Source organism: Dyadobacter sp. CY343, assembly GCF_021390335.1.
Taxonomy (GTDB): Bacteria; Bacteroidota; Bacteroidia; order Cytophagales; family Spirosomataceae; genus Dyadobacter.
This window is the reverse complement of the sequence record NZ_JAJUXK010000003.1, coordinates 394634-412049: the sequence shown is the minus strand read 5'-3', so window position 1 is coordinate 412049 and position 17416 is coordinate 394634. Positions and strand designations below refer to the sequence as shown.

15 protein-coding genes are annotated in these 17416 nt (G+C 46.1%); 5 read left to right on the top strand and 10 right to left on the bottom strand.

What is annotated here, in order from left to right; all coding sequences use genetic code 11:
* Window positions 1–44: 44 nt before the first annotated feature.
* The 5 genes from LZG94_RS10015 to LZG94_RS09995 all read right to left on the bottom strand — a co-directional run bounded on the left by LZG94_RS10015 (window position 45) and on the right by LZG94_RS09995 (window position 4706).
* Window positions 45–1331 carry an O-acetylhomoserine aminocarboxypropyltransferase/cysteine synthase family protein gene (locus LZG94_RS10015; RefSeq protein ID WP_233791760.1) on the bottom strand — a complete coding sequence of 429 codons (1287 nt, stop codon included), beginning with the start codon at window positions 1329–1331 and terminating at the stop codon, window positions 45–47.
* Window positions 1332–1448: 117 nt separating this feature from the next.
* A complete protein-coding gene (locus LZG94_RS10010; RefSeq protein ID WP_233791759.1) occupies window positions 1449–1985 on the bottom strand; it encodes an NADPH-dependent FMN reductase in 537 nt (178 codons plus the stop codon).
* A 174-nt stretch (window positions 1986–2159) separates the two neighbouring features.
* Complete coding sequence (locus LZG94_RS10005; RefSeq protein WP_233791758.1) at window positions 2160–3119, bottom strand: YafY family protein; 960 nt, start codon at window positions 3117–3119, stop codon at window positions 2160–2162.
* A 33-nt stretch (window positions 3120–3152) separates the two neighbouring features.
* A complete protein-coding gene (locus LZG94_RS10000) occupies window positions 3153–4166 on the bottom strand; it encodes an LLM class flavin-dependent oxidoreductase (protein ID WP_233791757.1) in 1014 nt (337 codons plus the stop codon).
* 93 nt (window positions 4167–4259) lie between these two features.
* Window positions 4260–4706, bottom strand: a complete 447-nt coding sequence (locus tag LZG94_RS09995; RefSeq protein WP_233791756.1) for a DUF2147 domain-containing protein — start codon at window positions 4704–4706, stop codon at window positions 4260–4262.
* Window positions 4707–5104: 398 nt separating this feature from the next.
* On the opposite strand from LZG94_RS09995, the gene LZG94_RS09990 reads away from it, so the two are divergent.
* The 3 genes from LZG94_RS09990 (at window position 5105) to LZG94_RS09980 (ending at window position 8302) form a co-directional block, all read left to right on the top strand.
* Window positions 5105–6352, top strand: coding sequence for a GAF domain-containing sensor histidine kinase (locus tag LZG94_RS09990; protein WP_233791755.1), 1248 nt, complete (start codon window positions 5105–5107; stop codon window positions 6350–6352).
* 139 nt (window positions 6353–6491) lie between these two features.
* Window positions 6492–7718, top strand: a complete 1227-nt coding sequence (locus LZG94_RS09985) for an RsmB/NOP family class I SAM-dependent RNA methyltransferase (RefSeq protein ID WP_233791754.1) — start codon at window positions 6492–6494, stop codon at window positions 7716–7718.
* Window positions 7719–8068: 350 nt separating this feature from the next.
* Window positions 8069–8302, top strand: a complete 234-nt coding sequence (locus tag LZG94_RS09980; RefSeq protein ID WP_233791753.1) for a hypothetical protein — start codon at window positions 8069–8071, stop codon at window positions 8300–8302.
* A gap of 72 nt (window positions 8303–8374) precedes the next feature.
* Here LZG94_RS09980 and LZG94_RS09975 read toward each other — a convergent pair whose 3' ends face one another.
* The gene (locus LZG94_RS09975; protein WP_233791752.1) at window positions 8375–9202 is read right to left on the bottom strand and encodes a ThuA domain-containing protein; all 828 of its coding nucleotides are present in this window, start codon (window positions 9200–9202) and stop codon (window positions 8375–8377) included.
* 84 nt (window positions 9203–9286) lie between these two features.
* On the opposite strand from LZG94_RS09975, the gene LZG94_RS09970 reads away from it, so the two are divergent.
* On the top strand, window positions 9287–11401 hold the full coding sequence (locus tag LZG94_RS09970) for a Tex family protein (protein ID WP_233791751.1): 2115 nt from the start codon (window positions 9287–9289) through the stop codon (window positions 11399–11401).
* Between the two features lie 35 nt (window positions 11402–11436).
* Here the strand turns inward: LZG94_RS09970 and LZG94_RS09965 are convergent, their stop codons facing one another.
* A complete protein-coding gene (locus LZG94_RS09965; RefSeq protein WP_215233237.1) occupies window positions 11437–11883 on the bottom strand; it encodes an SRPBCC domain-containing protein in 447 nt (148 codons plus the stop codon).
* Between the two features lie 106 nt (window positions 11884–11989).
* Between LZG94_RS09965 and LZG94_RS09960 the strand changes: the two genes are divergently transcribed.
* Window positions 11990–12445: an SRPBCC family protein gene (locus tag LZG94_RS09960; protein WP_233791750.1), complete on the top strand. Its 456-nt coding sequence runs from the start codon at window positions 11990–11992 to the stop codon at window positions 12443–12445.
* Here the strand turns inward: LZG94_RS09960 and LZG94_RS09955 are convergent.
* The 3 genes from LZG94_RS09955 to LZG94_RS09945 form a co-directional block, all read right to left on the bottom strand.
* Window positions 12442–13686: a porin gene (locus tag LZG94_RS09955; protein WP_233791749.1), complete on the bottom strand. Its 1245-nt coding sequence runs from the start codon at window positions 13684–13686 to the stop codon at window positions 12442–12444. The two genes, LZG94_RS09960 and LZG94_RS09955, sit on opposite strands and share 4 nt — an antisense overlap.
* A gap of 484 nt (window positions 13687–14170) precedes the next feature.
* Window positions 14171–14821 (bottom strand): NAD(P)-dependent oxidoreductase, encoded by a 651-nt coding sequence (locus LZG94_RS09950; RefSeq protein ID WP_233791748.1) that lies wholly within the window; start codon window positions 14819–14821, stop codon window positions 14171–14173.
* A 337-nt stretch (window positions 14822–15158) separates the two neighbouring features.
* A complete protein-coding gene (locus LZG94_RS09945) occupies window positions 15159–17366 on the bottom strand; it encodes a gliding motility-associated C-terminal domain-containing protein (RefSeq protein ID WP_233791747.1) in 2208 nt (735 codons plus the stop codon).
* Window positions 17367–17416: the final 50 nt, after the last annotated feature.

Below are 17416 nucleotides of genomic sequence, written 5' to 3'. Positions count from 1 at the left end.
TAAGAAAAAACCCAGAGCGGAATGTTCGCTCTGGGTTTTCGTTTTTATAACTGACTGATAGACTGCTCGATATCACCTATAATGTCGTCGATATGTTCGATACCAACGGAAATGCGGAGCATCGTGGGCAGTACGCCCGCCGATGTTTGTTCCAATTCAGAAAGCTGAGAGTGCGTAGTAGAAGCGGGGTGAATGATCAGCGTTTTCACGTCACCTACGTTTGCTACGTTACTGATCAGTTTGAGATTGTCTACGAATTTTTCAGCAGTTTTCTTTTCTCCTTTCAAGGCAAAAGATAAAACGCCGCCGAAGCCCCTGGTCAGGTACTTTTTCGCGAGCGTGTGGTATCTGTTACCTTCCAAACCAATATAGTTTACGCTTTCAACAGCCGGATGATTTTCCAGCCACTGCGCCAGTTTAAGCGCATTTTCAGCGATGCGTTCTACCCGGAGTGTCAGCGTTTCCAAACCTTGCAGGAACAGGAACGAGTTGAAGGGAGATAGGGAAGGGCCCCAGTCACGCAGTCCTTCCACGCGCGCGCGGATGATAAACTGAATGTTGCCAAATGGGCCGCCAATGCCGAAAACGTCGTTCATTACCAGTCCGTGATAGCTTGGCGACGGTTCTGTAAATTGTGGAAATTTTCCATTGCCCCAGTTGTAAGTACCTGCATCTACAATTACCCCGCCTATCGAAGTCCCGTGGCCGCCAATCCACTTCGTAGCCGATTGCACAACAATGTGCGCACCGTATTTGATAGGCTGGCAAATTGCCCCGGCTGCACCAAAAGTATTGTCTACGATCAACGGGAGATCATATTTATTGGCAAGTGCCGCGAAAGCTTCAAAGTCGGGCACACTGTAACTCGGGTTACCGATCGTTTCGAGGTAGATGAACTTCGTTTTATCATCGATCAGCGCCTCAAAGCTGGCGACATTGTCTCCATCTGCAAAGCGCGCCTCGACGCCGATATTCTTAAACGAATTTTTGAACTGGTTGTAAGACCCGCCGTACAAAAAGGAAGTGGTCACAAAATTGTCGCCGACGGTCGTGATATTATTGATCGCAATGAACTGGGCAGAGTGTCCGGAAGCAGTAGCCAATGCCGCCACGCCGCCTTCCAGCGCAGCGACGCGCTTTTCGAAAACGTCGCTGGTCGGATTCATGATCCTGGTATAAATATTTCCAAACTCCTTCAATGCGAACAGGTTAGACGCATGTTCGGCATTATTGAATACGTACGAAGTGGTTTGATAAAGGGGAACTGCGCGGGAATTGGTAACCGGGTCGGGCTCCTGGCCGGCATGGAGTTGCAAGGTTTCGAACTTCATATTGCTTAACTAGTTAATGTGGACAAAGTCCAAATGTATCAAAATAACGATAGATAGTATAGTAAGTTGGTAGTCTTTTGTTTGCCAAATAATAACTTGCACAATTCCGATAGCATTTCAGGAACGTATATGTATCAAGTAGAGTAAATTAGCAATCAGAATTTTAAGCAGCTCAATTGTATTTTGGTCCGCAATTTTACCTTCAACAATCTTGGATTTTACATTTGGAATGGAGAGGTACGAATTTTCATTACGCACTGTTCCTAACGCAGTAAGTGTAAGGAGAAGGGAAGCCAGCGCCTTGTCGCCGCCGGTGTTCAACGGAGAGGCGCTGATCGCAGCAACCGGCTTTTCGTTGAACTCCCCGGTAGCGACGGTCCAGTCCAATGCATTTTTCAATGTGCCGGGCACTCCGAATGCGTATTCCGGGGTGGAGATAATCACGGCGTCTGCAAGTTGAAGAGCTCGTTTGAATTTCATCACAGCATCACGCTCTTCCAGGCCCGGACTGAAATGCGGCATTTCGCCGAGTCCGTTGAAAATCTGAAATGTGACGTTTTCGGGAAGGAGTGATTCGATTACCCGAAGAATAATTACGTTGGTTGAATCGCTGCGAAGGCTGCCGGAGATCCCGAGGATATTGATTATTTTCATAGGTCAATATAAACAGTCGGCAGGAGTGAATCAAGGTTTATCACCTACTGCAACCGCAATGACAGCGATTTTGGGACTGCGACTGCCCCTGAGATTGCTCTCTGAGCTGCGAAAAAAATCTTTCCGACGTGTACTGAAATCTAGCGGTACTATAATTGCCTGCGAAATCAAATTTCAGGAGCCCGTATCAAGATCCAGATTTTCTGAAATTTGCGTCAAAAGCCTCTTAATGATAGTTTTAAGTGAAACCGGTTCAAGAATTTGTGCATTTGGCGCGATCATCAGGAACCACCGCGCAAAACCTTCCAGACTAACAGTCAGAAAACTCATTTCCACGTGGTCTTCGCGAACGATCTCGGACACAAATCCATAGTAAATGCGCTGCTCGCCCACATATCGGGCAATCCTTTTGTCCATTTTGATCCTGACCAGACGGAGATTCTGTCCTTCGTGACCATTTTCAAGGAACTCTTTCAGCGGAGCATGCTTATGTTCAAAAGACCGGTCGGTCATTTCGGAATGCAGGATCCGGTCGGAACGGAAGTTCCGGTAATCGCTTCGGAGGTGGCAATAAGCGATCGCGTACCAGTAATTATTTTCGTGGTAAAGACCTACCGGCTCAATAACCCTTTCCAACTGTTCGTCACTATTGATCGCGGTGTAGCGGATCTTTGCGATTTTCTTTTCAGAAATGCTTTTGAGTAAAATATCGAAGGTATTGCTGGTTGGTTTGTAAAATGCATTATTCATTCTCCGCACCGCGATATGGTCTTCCAGGCTTTCGACCACCGACTTTTCGCTGCTTCTCAATACCGCCTTGACCTTAAACATAGCCGACTGGTACTGTGACTGCGTTGAGAAATCCGTGAATTTCTCCATCAGCTTTTCCGCCGTAATGAAAGTCCGCGCTTCTTCCTTCGTAAACATAACGGGAGGCAGACGGTAACCATCCATGATCGAATAGCCAACGCCTGCCTCGCCTATAATAGGTACGCCCGCCTCCGCGAGTGAGCTGATATCTCTGTAAACCGTTCGCAAACTGATTTCAAAGCGCTCTGCCAGATCCTGAGCCTTCACAATTTTTCGGGATTGCAGCTGGATCAGAATGGCAGTTATGCGGTCAAAACGGTTCATTCGCGTCGGTTAAATTGGTCGACGCAAATATGCTTAAACTACTGCTTCCCTCAAATTAAAAGCTTCTGAAATCAACGCGAAAGATTTGAGCCTGGTTTCGACCGTATCCGCCATAGTAGAAATGATGATTTCATCCACTTCAAAATCGTTGGCCAGCTTAGTCAGTTGCTCTTTTACTGACTCTTTTGTCCCCGAAATCACCCTGCCGCTGTTGTATTGAAGGCGTTCCAACTCACCTGGTGTAAAGCGATATTTCCGGACAGTTTCGGGGTCCGGGAAAGGGCCGAACTTTCCTTTTTCAAACTCGATCAATACATAATCCATCATTTTCCGCAGTTCAGCAGCTTTTTCCTCCGTTTCTCCGCACAAAACGAAGATGGAGAGAATGGCGTGAGGCTCGGGGTATTGATCCGACGGGCGGAAATTCTTCCGGTAGGTTTCCACTACATCCGGCCTGACAAATCCGTTAATAAACTTTGCAACTGCCAATCCCAGGCCAAAACGTGCCGCAATATTGCTGCTTCCGCCGCTGGAACTTAGAATCCATTGCTGCGGAATGGTTTCAGACTGAGGTGTCGCGTAGATAAAACCACGGTCTGTGCCCGCGGTATCACGGAAAAAATGCTGTAAATGTTCGAGCTGGCGCAAATAGCTGCTCTCGCTGAAATCGTTGGAGGGATTCAATAGGGAAGAAGTGAGCCTGTCCGTGCCTGGTGCGCGCCCCATTCCCAGGTCAATGCGGCCCGGGAAAAGTGTTTCCAGCATCCGAAAGTTCTCCGCAACTTTCAATGCACTGTGATTCGGGAGCATTATCCCGCCGGAACCAATGCGGATATGTTGGGTCGCATCAGCCAGTTTGACCATTAAAACTTCGGGCGTCGAGCCGGCGATAAACGTAGAATTATGATGTTCGGAAACCCAAAAACGGCTGTATCCCAGCTCCTCGGCAACTTTTGCAGTATGTATTGTTTCCTGAATTGCTTCCTGCACCGTGGTACCCGCGCGAACCACAGACTGATCCAGAACTCCCAATTTTATATTATTCATCACGTAATGCTGTTTATTGGACAACAAACGCCGACTCCATTATATTCCAGTAACAGGCAAATCAGGACTTTCCTTGAAGATAGTAGGGTAGATTTAAAGCGGGTTTTCGGTCCGCTTCCAGTAGGTAGACTTTCCCAAAAGTGGGAATCCGATATAGCTGCGTATTTCGAGCAGCTCACTTCTTAATTTCATGAGGCAATTGTAAGTTTTGCCGCTCTGGGGGTCGTACATTTTCCCGTTATCCCACATTCCTGAGTCGTAGATAAAGTTCGATAGCACATTTATATTTTGCAGATTTCTGTCACGGAGCTTCTCATCATTATTACGAATATCTTTTCTAGAAGTTTTACCGTCCGATTCAAATAATTCTGTCGACCAGATCAGTCGTCCGAAATATTCAGACCCTGATTTATAGATCTCTATTCTCCGGTCTTTTTCCTCACTCAGCCACTCCCCGATAACTTTGTCAGCGACGGCGGTTTGCGCATTTACCGCAATTGAAGCGCAAAGTAAAAATGTTGTAAAAATGATTCGATACATTAATAGAATACCTAAGAATTGGAATTGATGTCGATGAATTAACTTAAAAATATTCAAAAATCAGAGATGCTCATCATTAAGTAACCGAGATTGCTATTTTGGTTAAAACCATCCTGACTGTTTTTAAATCGTGTAATCTTCCGCTGTTAGTTAAATTAACTAGATTCAATTTAATATCTAACACTGTAAGTTTTAGAATATGCTCGGACGAGCTCGGTGATTAATACTAAATCTTCAATGAATGTAAAACTAATATACAACAGTTTCTTAAAGATACAATCCAGTACTATTCTAAGATGGGGGTTTCATAATCTCCTACCTGGAAACGGAAAGTTTGTAGTACACATTGTGAACATTCGAATTACTTCTAATTTTGTTATCCGTATACCCGATCATTGATGCACTCAAATTCTGTACCATCGAATATTTTTAAAGCGCCTGTCCCAGCCAATGAGCTGGAACGCCTTATTGGCCTGTCGGATCTTGATATCGACTATGCCGACCATAAAAATACATTCAGTGACCTCGCCCGGCTCGCGGCTAAGGTCGCCGGGACCAGTATCTCCCTTGTCAACCTCATAGACTCACTTACGCAGTGGACAATTTCAAATTATGGTTTGGATATTGACCAGATGCTGCGGGAAGATTCTGTTTGCCAGTACACCATTATGAACGTAGAATCTTTCGAGGTCACCGATCTTTCTGCCGACGACCGTTTCAAGGACAAAGACTATGTGACAGGCAAGCCAAATGTGCGCTATTACTACGGAGTTCCGCTGAAAACGAGCGCCGGCGTTCCGATAGGTGCGCTTTGTGTATTGGATCAGGAACGCGTTTATCTCGATCCTGAGAAAATAGAGCTTTTGAAGATCATTGCGGACGAGATCGTAAGTCGCCTGAAAACGATTAAGGTCATGGAAGCGTTGAAATCAAGGTTACTGGAAGCCAAACAAACGCAAAGAAAAGTCGCGCACGATATCCGCGGGCCCCTTGGCGGAATAGTTGGATTGGCCCAGATCATTAAGGATCAGGGAGATACCAACCAAATGGACGAGGTTCTCGAATTTATCAACCTGATTTATAAAAGCGGAAACTCGATACTTGATCTCGCGGAGGAAATTCTTGACTCTAACAAAGACAAACGTGTGGCGGTGGCAACAACTGGAGCCGAGAACACGCGATTTGACCTCACAGTTTTTAAAGATAAGCTTGAAAAATTATACGGTCCCCAGGCGCGGCACAAGCAGATCGTATTTACAGTGAATACAACTCCGCTGACCTCAAATATCTCATTCCCAAAGAATAAACTGCTGCAAATTACCGGTAACCTTATCTCTAATGCGATCAAATTTACACCTGCTTTAAAGCACGTGACCGTGGATCTGGGGCTGCTGCTGCATATTGACAAACCCACACTTCAGATTGTTGTAAAAGACGAAGGCGTGGGAATGGATGCGGCGGGAGTCGACGCGATTCTGGCAGGTACTTCCACTTCTACCGATGGAACCGCGGGTGAGCAGGGTTATGGATTTGGACTTGCTTTGGTAAAACACCTTGTTACAAGCCTCGACGGGCAGTTAAATGTTGTTTCGGAACCGGGAGTAGGGACGAGCTTTGTGGTTGAGCTGCCGCAAAAGATCTATTAGAGGAACCAGCAGTTTCCATTTCATTTGCTTTTAAAGTAGGGATAGTTGGTAAAACCCGCGCCTTACAGGTAATTTGCATTTGCTCTGCCGGTGCTTACATGCACCTTCGCCAGCAATAAATACCTTAACATATTACATTTTGAAAATTCACCGTGGTTTAATATTCGCTGTCGTTGAAGGTCTGCAACACATTTTTGTCAGAAACAGGCAGGCTGATCAGGTTGTCGAGCAGCTGCTGAAATCTAATAAAAAATGGGGCGCGCGGGACCGCTCTTTCATCGCCGAGAATATATATGAGATTGTACGCTGGTGGCGACTTGTCAAATACGTTTCGCAGGTTGAAAAGGCGAAAGAAGAAGCTGACTTCGTTAAACTGGCTGGCGTGTGGCAGCTGATCAAACCGCTGCATTTGCACTCAGGAGAAGTAATTGCGCTGCCTGAATGGCCGGAATTTGGAGAGATCAATCCGGAACATGTTGCTGTACGGTATGCAGAGGCGATGGAAATACGGAAAATCGGTCAATCTATTCCGGACTGGATAGACGAGCTCGGAGAAAATGAGCTCAAAAAATCCTGGGATAAGGAGCTGAAAGCCTTAAATGAGCAGGCGCAGCTGATTTTGCGTGTTAATACTTTAAAAAGTAATGTTACGGCGGTACTGGAATTGTTTGGCGAGGACAATGCAGCACCGATTGAAAACGTGCCCGACGCAATTCTGCTCAAAAAAAGACAGAACATTAATAATACCGAGGCTTTCAAAAACGGATACATAGAAGTTCAGGATGCTGGCTCTCAGCTTATTGCGCCTTACCTGGATATCCAGCCCGGACTATCGGTGATAGATGCATGTGCCGGTGCGGGTGGAAAAAGTTTACACCTGGCGGCGTTGCTGCAGAATACCGGATCGATACTAGCGATGGACATTGCAGGACTCAAATTGAACGAATTGAAAAAGCGTGCCGAACGCAACGGCGTGACGAATCTGGACACAATGACGATCCAGTTTGACTCGGACATTGAGAAGCTTTCCGAAACCGCGGACCGACTCTTGCTGGATGTTCCTTGCTCGGGTTTAGGGGTTTTAAGGAGAAATCCGGATTCCAAATGGAAATTGAAGCCCGAATTTCTGGATCAGATCAGGAATGTGCAGTGGCATATTCTCAGCACTTATTCGCAAATGGTCAAAAAAGGAGGGAAAATGGTGTATGCGACTTGCAGCATTCTGCCTTCTGAATCAGAGGATCAGGTGAAACGCTTTATGAAAACGAACCGCAAGGAATGGGAGTTGATTTCTCAGCAGCGTACCTCACCTGCCAAGGATGGTTTCGATGGATTTTATATGGCCCTTTTGCAGCGCAAGTTGTGACTTGCCGTTGACTGAAGTCAACGGGTATTGATTTTTATGATTTTGTATGCTTTTGCAGCGCAAGTGATGTCTTGTCGTTGACTGAAGTCAATGGGTATTGATTTTTAGAGTTTGTATGCTTTTGCAGCGTTGACTGAAGTCAACGGGTATTGATTTTTATGAATTTGTATAGTGCTTTTGCAGCGCAAGTGATGTCTTGCCGTTGACTGAAGTCAACGGGTATTGATGTTGACAAATTTGTATAGTGCTTTTGCAGCGCAAGCAATTAATTGCCGTTGACTTCAGTCAACGGACAATGATTGTGGGCATGGTTTTTTGTTTTGTTTTGATTACATCAAAATGTTAGAATCATGGATTTTATGACAGGATATTCATACGCGAATTTTACTAATGAAATGCCCGACGAGCAGCCGCCCGCAACGAGTTACCCGGAACCGGGCCAGACAGCTCCGATGAATCCGCAGCCAGATGTGCCAGGAACGGATGCTCCGGAAGTGTACACAGGTAACAAGACCGAGGAAAATGCATCCACGCAGGATATCGATGAAAATGATGTAGGCGTAATTGAATCTGAAAATCCTTGATAGCCGGCAATTAGTCTACTATCACTATGTTTAAAAGGAGATTTTTTCCGTAACCCGGCGAAAGTCTCCTTTTTATTTTGCTCCCAGAAACATCAACGACTGAATAACAAACTGGTTCTGCGTCTTATTGGCGAAAGTGAACGACAGCTCTTTGTCCGTTTTATTATCGTAGTCAATATCGTTGTGCCCCATATTAATATACAGCATGCGGTATTTTTTGTTTGTCCACGCCACCGGATAATAGCCGCTGTGCCAGATTTCGTGTTGTTTCGGGCCCGTCCCCAGCGGGAAACTGGCATTATCTACGGAGAGCAATACCTCAATATCCGGATTCTTTTTCAGGTCTCTCTCCCAACAATACCATTCATTGGGCGCTGTTCGGAAGGTATCAGGCAGGTTTCGGGTAAATGCACTTGCCTTGTTCTCAACTTTTAATATGGCAGAAGTAGGTCGCCACGTATTGCTTTTGTATTGGCCGGAGCCCAGAAAATGATCATGGTACCAGTCCCAATTTTGCGGATACGCAGACGGTGTCAATGCGAATGCGGCGAAATGAAACCCGATCCAGCCGCCGCCTCTTTCCATATACCTTTGAAATGCTGCACGCTGCTCAGGCGTATCAGGTCGGGTATCGAGAAATATAACCGCTTGATATTGAGCCATAAACTGATCATTCATATTGTCCCAATTGCTCGTTGAGTCGTAGGTAAAGCCCATTTGCTTCCCCGTTTCAGGAAAAAACCGATGCGCCTCTTTTACGAAGCTGATATGCGCTTTGTCGTTTTTACCGGTGAAGAATGCGATCACTTTGAAAGCTTGTTTTTGTTGGGCAAAGGCTTCGAAATTATAAGACCAGAAAATGAGCAGCAGAACGAAATGGATAGCAAACCTGAATTTCATTGAAATAGGCGGGGTTAACTGGATTTTTGTTTTTAAAGCTACAAAAACCAGTTTTATTTGTCGTTACCAATGAATTTTTACCAGATGAATTATACACTGATTGCCCAGCAGACCAGTATTGCTGATAAACAAGTAAGAAGTACCATTCAATTATTCGAGGAAGGCGCGACGCTGCCTTTTATTGCCCGCTACCGTAAAGAAGCGACGGGAGGGTTGGACGAAGTGCAGATCGGCGCGATCCGGGATGCCTGGCAGAAACAGCAGGAAGTGGAAAAGCGGCGGGAGGCGATATTAAAAAGCATTGGTGAACAAGGTAAGCTGACTGCTGATTTGAAGAAACAAATCGAGCGTGTTTTTTCGCTTACTGAGCTGGAAGACATTTACTTACCTTATAAACAAAAGCGTAAAACTCGGGCAATAGCGGCAATTGAAAAAGGACTCGAACCTTTGGCACAGCTTATTTTTACGGGAAAAGAGAGTGATCCTGAAAGCAAAGCACTTGATTTTCTGAATGACGACGTATTAAAAGTCGAGGATGCATTGCAGGGAGCGAGAGATATTATGGCGGAGTGGATCAATGAAAATCAGGATGCGCGGGCGAAAGTTCGGCAGACTTTCCAGCGCGGAGCTGTAATCACTTCCAAGGTGAAGAAGAAAAAGGAAGAGGAAGGAGCCAAATACCGCGATTATTTCGATTTCAGTGAACCACTTTCCCGCATTCCGTCGCACCGGCTGCTCGCGATCCGGCGGGGAGAAGAGGAGGGAATACTGAATGTAGATATCTCCCCGGAAGAAAAACTGGCACTGGAATCGCTGGACAGGCTTTTTTTAAGGGGATCAAATGCTTGCAAAGATCAGATTGAGGCGGCTATTACAGACAGCTACAAAAGATTGCTTAAACCGTCAATTGAAACCGAATTCACAAACCTGTCAAAGGAAAAGGCGGACATCGCGGCTATTCAGGTATTTACGGAAAACCTGCGGCAATTATTGCTTGCTTCGCCGCTTGGGCAGAAGAACGTTCTTGCCATTGATCCGGGCTACCGTACCGGTTGCAAAGTCGTAGTACTCGATCAGCAGGGAAATCTGGTTTCCGACCAGGTGATATATCCATTCGATCGCCCGGGGGATGCACAGACCAAGCTGCTCGATCTGATCAAAAAATATAAGATCCAGGCTATCGCTGTCGGTAACGGAACCGCAGGCCGGGAGACGGAGGATTTCGTTAAAAAGCTACTCGATACTTCCGGCAGCAGCGAAATTGGTTTGTTCTCAGTGAGTGAACAGGGCGCGTCGATTTACTCGGCTTCCGAAGTAGCGCGCGAGGAATTTCCGGATAAAGATGTGACTGTGAGAGGCTCGGTTTCTATTGGACGCAGACTCATGGATCCGCTGGCAGAGCTTGTCAAAATCGATCCAAAATCAATAGGAGTTGGTCAGTACCAGCATGATGTAGACCAGAATTCATTGCGAAATGCCTTGGATACAGTCGTAGAAAGTTGCGTGAATTCCGTAGGCGTAAATCTCAACACGGCCAGCAAGCATTTATTGCGGTACATTTCCGGCCTCGGACCCGCTCTGGCGCAGAATATCGTCGATTTTCGCGCAAAAAACGGAAATTTTAAATCGAGGCAACAATTATTAAAAGTTCCCCGCCTCGGCTCGAAAGCATTTGAGCAGGCTGCCGGATTTTTGCGCATTGAAAATGCCGCTAATCCCTTGGATAGTAGTGCAGTACATCCAGAAAGATATGCATTGGTCGAACAAATGGCCAAAGATGCGGGTGCCACGATTCAGGACCTAATGGCGAAAACAGAAATTCGGAAACAGATCAAGCCGGAAAAGTATATTTCGGATTCGGTCGGGCTGCCTACATTGAAGGATATACTGGCAGAACTCGAAAAGCCTGCCCGCGATCCACGCGCGGAAATCAAGAAATTTGAATTTGACAGCTCAGTCAGAAAGCCGGAAGATCTGAAAGTTGGAATGATATTACCGGGTATTGTTACGAACATTACTGCATTTGGCGCGTTCGTGGATGTCGGTGTAAAACAGGATGGTCTGGTCCACGTTTCGCAAATGGCGGATCGTTTTATCAAAGATCCTAATGAAGTGGTGAAATTACAGCAGGTAGTTCAGGTGAAAGTCACCGAAGTAGATCTCGGTCGCAAGCGCATTGCATTAAGTATGAAAATGTGACCTTTCCAGGCTTTACCTGGAAAGGTCAGGATCTATTACAACACATGCTTGCGGTCTTCTTCGAGCAGGTGCTTGATTTGCTTGGAAACATTCATCCAGTTTTCCTCGGCTTTGACAACCGCTTCGTCGGAGTCGAGGTTATCCTGCGTAATAGTCAGCGTCGTTTCGTCATCATATTCAGACACGTGATACGTCACGTGCATGTAATTATCTTCAAAATCCTCTACGCCGGACAGCGGGCTCCAATAGGAATAGCTCAGCACGCGCTCCGGAATTATTTCTAAAATAGTGCCCTTGTCTACATACTGCTGGCCTTCCCATTCGCCGGTAAAAGTGATCGGACTGCCAACCTGCCAATCCGAATACACTTCTGCGCCGTACATATATTTCCTGACGATCTCAGGGTCGATCAGCGCCTTCCAGACTTTGGATGGACTGGCGTAAATGGACGTTGAAGTTGTTGCAATGAGTTTTCTGTTCATTTTGCTCAGATTTTGGTCATAGTTCGAAAGGGCTAAAATCATGCCACTGCCGGCCATTTTCGCATTGGTCTGACTATTGATGTAAGTCTTTAAACTAAAATCTTTTATGCAGGAGTTATATTTTACGCAAAAATTGCCCGTGTCACTGGACGAAGCCTGGAATTTCTTCTCAAACCCTGCAAACCTGAGAGATATTACCCCGGCTCACATGGGCTTTATCGTTACCTCAAAACACCACGGCGAGCAGATGTACGCGGGGCAGATCATTCGATATATTGTCAAGCCGGTGTTGGGTATCCCGCTAAAATGGTGCACCGAAATCACACATGTAGTTGATAAGCAATACTTTGTGGACGAGCAGCGGTTTGGTCCGTATGCATTCTGGCATCACCAACACCGGTTTACCGAAACGGCCGATGGTGTATTGATGGAAGATATTCTGAATTATAAAGTGCCGCTGGGATTTATCGGCGACATCGTGAATGCATTGTTCGTTCGGAATGAAGTCAGGAAAATCTTCACTTACCGGAACAGAATATTGACTGAAAGGTTTGGCAGCTAGAAATTGTATTGCACGCGGCAGGTGAATACATCGTCAGAAACATCGGTCTCAAAACCGGCTAGTGCCGATTTTTCATTTCGGACAATATCATAATAGAAAGTGAATTTGAGCGATTCATTGGCGATGTAAACGTACCCCATTCCAAACGTATCGTAGCGCAGATCCGCACTGCTGAATCCTTCCGAATTCCGTAGCTGCTGACCGGCTACGCGTGTATTGGGATCGTACCAATCGTATTTGAACAGGATCTGGTGCTCAATGCTGCCCAGGTTTTGAAGAAAATAAAAGTAGGCACCATCGAAGTTGCGGGTATAAAGCGGACTTTTTGCACCGTTAGTGACGGGATAAACGCCCGGCGTTTCACTGCTGGCGAAGGTTCCTGTCTGTCTTCCCCGCACGTACTCAGCGCGAAACTCAGTTTCTCCTTTTCTGTTCGGGAAACTGATCTGGAAATCAGCGCCGGAGTAATTTCTGGGTGATTTCTTACCCAAATTATTCGTTGAGGAATCGCGCAGCATGACAAACTCGTTGCCTTTATTTTGTGTACTGTAAAAAACGGGTGACTGGTGCGTGATACCGCCCAGATATTGAGAGACCGCGACAGATACCGTGGCTCCTCCGAGTGCCCGTATTTTGCTCGGCTTCATACTCAGCCGGCTTACCACATCTTTGTGGCTGTCGTAATCCACCGGTCCCGCCATTCCCTGGCCGTTGAAAACCCCGACGTCAAACTTCACCTTTTGCCACCAGAGATCGGACTGCCGGCTGGTAACTGTAAGCATTGCGCCAATGTCGCGCTCGGTTTTCATAAGCAATTGCGACATACGTCCGCGCTCCGGACTTTCGCGGTTGGCGGAAGAAAGATTCACTTCGTAACCAAATGGCCGGGCGAACATTCCGGTGGTCAATGCGAAAAGCCGGAATTTGTTTTCATAAAAGCGCCCCCAGAAATCGCGGATCGCGACACCTCTTTCCGTCCCGTCGAATTGAAACACAAAGTAGGAAGTCGGGTCATTGTGTTTATTCAAATGCGCGTAGTCCACACGCAAACGTCCGCGGCGCAGCATGAACCTGTTATTTGATGCCGGGCTGAAATTTCCGCCTGCAAAGGTCTCCGCACCTTTCTTAGAAATGACCTGAAATTGTGGCTGGATATACCCGCTGATCCGCACGCGATTGTACCGCTCATAAATGGAAAGCATTCCCTTTCCCATTTGGTTGGTAGTATCAACCAGATCCATTAGAAACCGTTGAGAGAAGCCTTGACTGGCTGTCAGACATAGTAATATAACGGTTAGACCGGTTATGCGGAGTTTCATTAAGCTTTTATAATTGGTGTTTGAGGCTGCAAAGAACCTTAATTTCCCTTATATATCTTGCCTAAATCAGCTAACTTTTCTAGCTCATCGTTTTTGACCTTTTCTGTAAAATGGCTTGTTATAGAAACAACCCTCATATAAGACTAAGTAACTAACTGACAACCAGTAGATAGATTTTTCACTATTTTTAAGTATAAAAAGTTAAATTAGTATTTAAAGTATCTAACTATTAAAAACATATTAAATGTATAATTTTAATAGAAAGTATGTGTCTATTAATACTTTGTAAATTATTTATTTGATTAAATTATAAATTACTTTTTGTACTAACTATAACCATAAAAAGTATTGAATGAATAGATCAATCAATACTTTTTATTGAAAATTTTAAGTATCACAAATACAGTTAGTATCCAACCGTAAAACGCTCCTTAATGTGGTTTGAATGTTCGATTTCGTCGACTATTGCAACCGCAAGATCTTCTACTGAAATCGTACTCCGGCCCGATTCGTTGAATACCGGTTTGTTCAAATCGGTGCGATAGTTTCCTGTTCGTCCACCCGGGGCGCCGGGGCCCATTTCGATTGCCGGGCTGAGGTAGGTCCAGTCGAGCTCCGTTTCCTGTCTGATAATATTAAGATATTCACGGGCAGCGCCGGCACCGGGCTTGAACTCCTCCGGGAATTTTGGCGTGTCGATCAGTTGCAGGCCCGGCTTGATTTCGAGACTTCCCGCACCGCCGATTACAAGAATCCTGCCCAAGCCGGAATCCTTGACGCCTTGCTGAATCGACCGGGCGCCGGCGAGGAATTCTTCGTAGATATTTGGATTGGACCAGCCCGGGTTGTACGCGCTGATCACTGCATCCACGCCGGCAACTGCCGCCGTCACTTCTGCCGGATTAAGAACGTTCGCCGCGACCGCAGTGACCAGGCTATCAGCCGGGATCTTGTCGACACTCCGCGCTATTGCGACCACCTCATGTCCTCTGTCAATTAATTCTTTCAATACGTGTGAGCCAACAAATCCCGTTGCTCCGATTAATGCTATTTTCATTTTGGTTAATTTTAGTGATGGGAATAGCGGAATGGAGGAAGGGAGAATGGAGGAAAGGAGGAGGGATTTTGCGTTATCCGATTTTTATCTTTCATTCATAGACCCTGCTTTTCAGCTTGTTATGATTTTTACTTTTAAAATGGCTAATATATAAATGTCTTTTTATTAGTATTGTACTTGCTATACATTAAATACTTTATTATCATATTTTGAATATCTAACATATCGTAAGCTCCATTAGTTATAAACATATTGAAAGACTCATTACGTTCCGGCCAGACTGTATTTTTGATATTTATCTACTGAACAGTTTTCGCTCGTATTGCCGTTTTCGGATCTACTTCAGGATTGTTAAGCCGCCTTTGTAGGAGCGTTTTGTGTATTGGATCAGGTAGTAATAATAGCCCCCGGAAATGTCGGTCGGGCACCAGTCGTTGGGGCGGACGTTGGAATAGAAAACTTGCTTTCCCCAGCGGTTGTAAATAGTCACATCTTTGAACTGGTCGTCGCATTTATCATCCGGCAGTTCCTGAAATACAAAGCAATCATTTTTCGAATCTGCGTTTGGTGTGATCACATTAGGGAACTCGGGAAAGGGTTGCTCTTCGTTATCTTTCAAAATAATCTTTACCGTCGTAGTGTCGCTTGCCGCCGCGCAACTTTTGTCCAGCGTGATGAAGTCAACCAGGAAAGTCTGCTCCGCTTCGCCCGCCAATAATGTACATTCCGGGCTCCACGAATAGGGCGAGGTGACTGACTTGACGCCCGTTTTTCCTTCGAAAATCATCCCCAATGCACTCAGGTCAAAGCCGCGGCCGGCTGCTACAAGACTGATCCTGTTCGTGTCCGGGTCGGTTCCGATCACATCGAACAAGATCGCTTCCGGCCCGCCGATCATATAAGTGATCTCCGGAATATCTAGCGAAGTTTTTACAGCAGGTGGATTGTTAGGCGATTCGTCGATGATAAAATAAACTGGCCTGGAAACAGGCATCGGGTTTCCCTCGCAACGCATATCTTCCAGCTTGAAATCGACAGTCAGTGTATCGCCTTTCTTTGCCTGGCAGGGTGGGGTCCAGGTAAAATTCTGCTGCACATTCTCAGTACCGGAAGTCGCAGCGAATGCCATTCCCAGATCTGTCATATTGAAATCCCGCCCGCGGCCGGAAAGTGCCAGCTTATCCTTGTCAGGATCTTTACCAAAAACCGTGAAGGTAACCGGCACGCCAGCGGTCACATGCACATAATCTGCGGCTAGCGACGTGGTTACCTTGGGCGCATTGTTACCGGCGCTTTCCCGTTTAATATAGATGCTGAGCGTATCGGTGAGGGGAAAGGGGCAGCTTTCGTCTTCCGCGATGAGATCGATCCGGATCGGGCGGTTGTCGTAGGTAACGAAGCAATCTTCCAGGCAGACTTCGAATTTCAGCGTATCGTTCGCGATTGTAGTCCGGAATTCGGCGGGGAGAATAGTGAAGTAATTCTTGCTATTGTTCACAACCAGCCCATTTACCCTGATCATTTGATTGATAGTAGGGTCTGTGACGATCACTTCGAAGCAGTTTGGATCATCTTTTTTAACCGTGATAATCTCATTTTCATTGTACCAGGCCGTTTTTCCTTTGGGTTTGTACAACAATTTCGGCGGATCCATTTTAGGGCAATCGACCACCTTCAACTGAAAATCGCGGGTAACGGTCCCGATCTTAGTTCCTTTCCGATATTCATCAACCTGCACTGCAAATACATACAAACCCACACTTCCGGGCGTGACGGTGAGCATTCCGGTCGCTCGGTTTACTTTGAGCGGGTCCGGGCCGGGAATGACATTGTCGACGGTAATACCATCAATCCAGTCCAGCCGCGGGTAGGCGGAAGATCCGCGCGCAGGAATACTGGGGTTAGTCTTATCGGAATATCCCTGCATCGGCGTGATCAGGCTGTAAACCAGGCTGTCCCCGTCGGCATCTTTTCCACCAAAATCAAAGAAAAAAGGCGAGTTCACGCAAGCATAATCACCATTGATCGTGGGAAAGAGGGGCGAGGAATTTTTGAAGTTCGCATTGTTCTTGAACAGAGGCGGAAATTCGAGGTAAAAAAGGCTTCCTGCGTCTCCGGGATTCTTGATGTTGGTGATCGTCCCGTTTCGGCAGCATCTGTCCCAAACCATGTAATAGCCCTGCGGATCAGCAAAATCGGTCGGATTGAGCCGCAAAGTGGAACTGTATGTGATCTGATAAGTTTGCAACGTAGATATTCCGCACAATGGATTTGCGTACGTGACCGATTTTCGTTCTATTTTTGGAGCTTCAAGCCAACCGACGGCCGCATTATCGCGCTTTCGAAAAACATAAATGACAACTGCGGGGTCTTCCGCGCCGGGGTTACCATTCAGCGCATCGAAATACATAGTAAGCCCGATGTTATAGTTGTAGTAACTGTCCTTGTTTTCAGTTATAAAAAGCTGTCCGCCTACAATGTGTGTCGCTTCGGCCTGGAAGAAGAAGAATAGTAAAATTATTGACCAGATAAACCGTTTTTTCATGGTTTGTTGAACTGTAAAATTGATCCTATAAGGCTTTGGATTTAGTAATT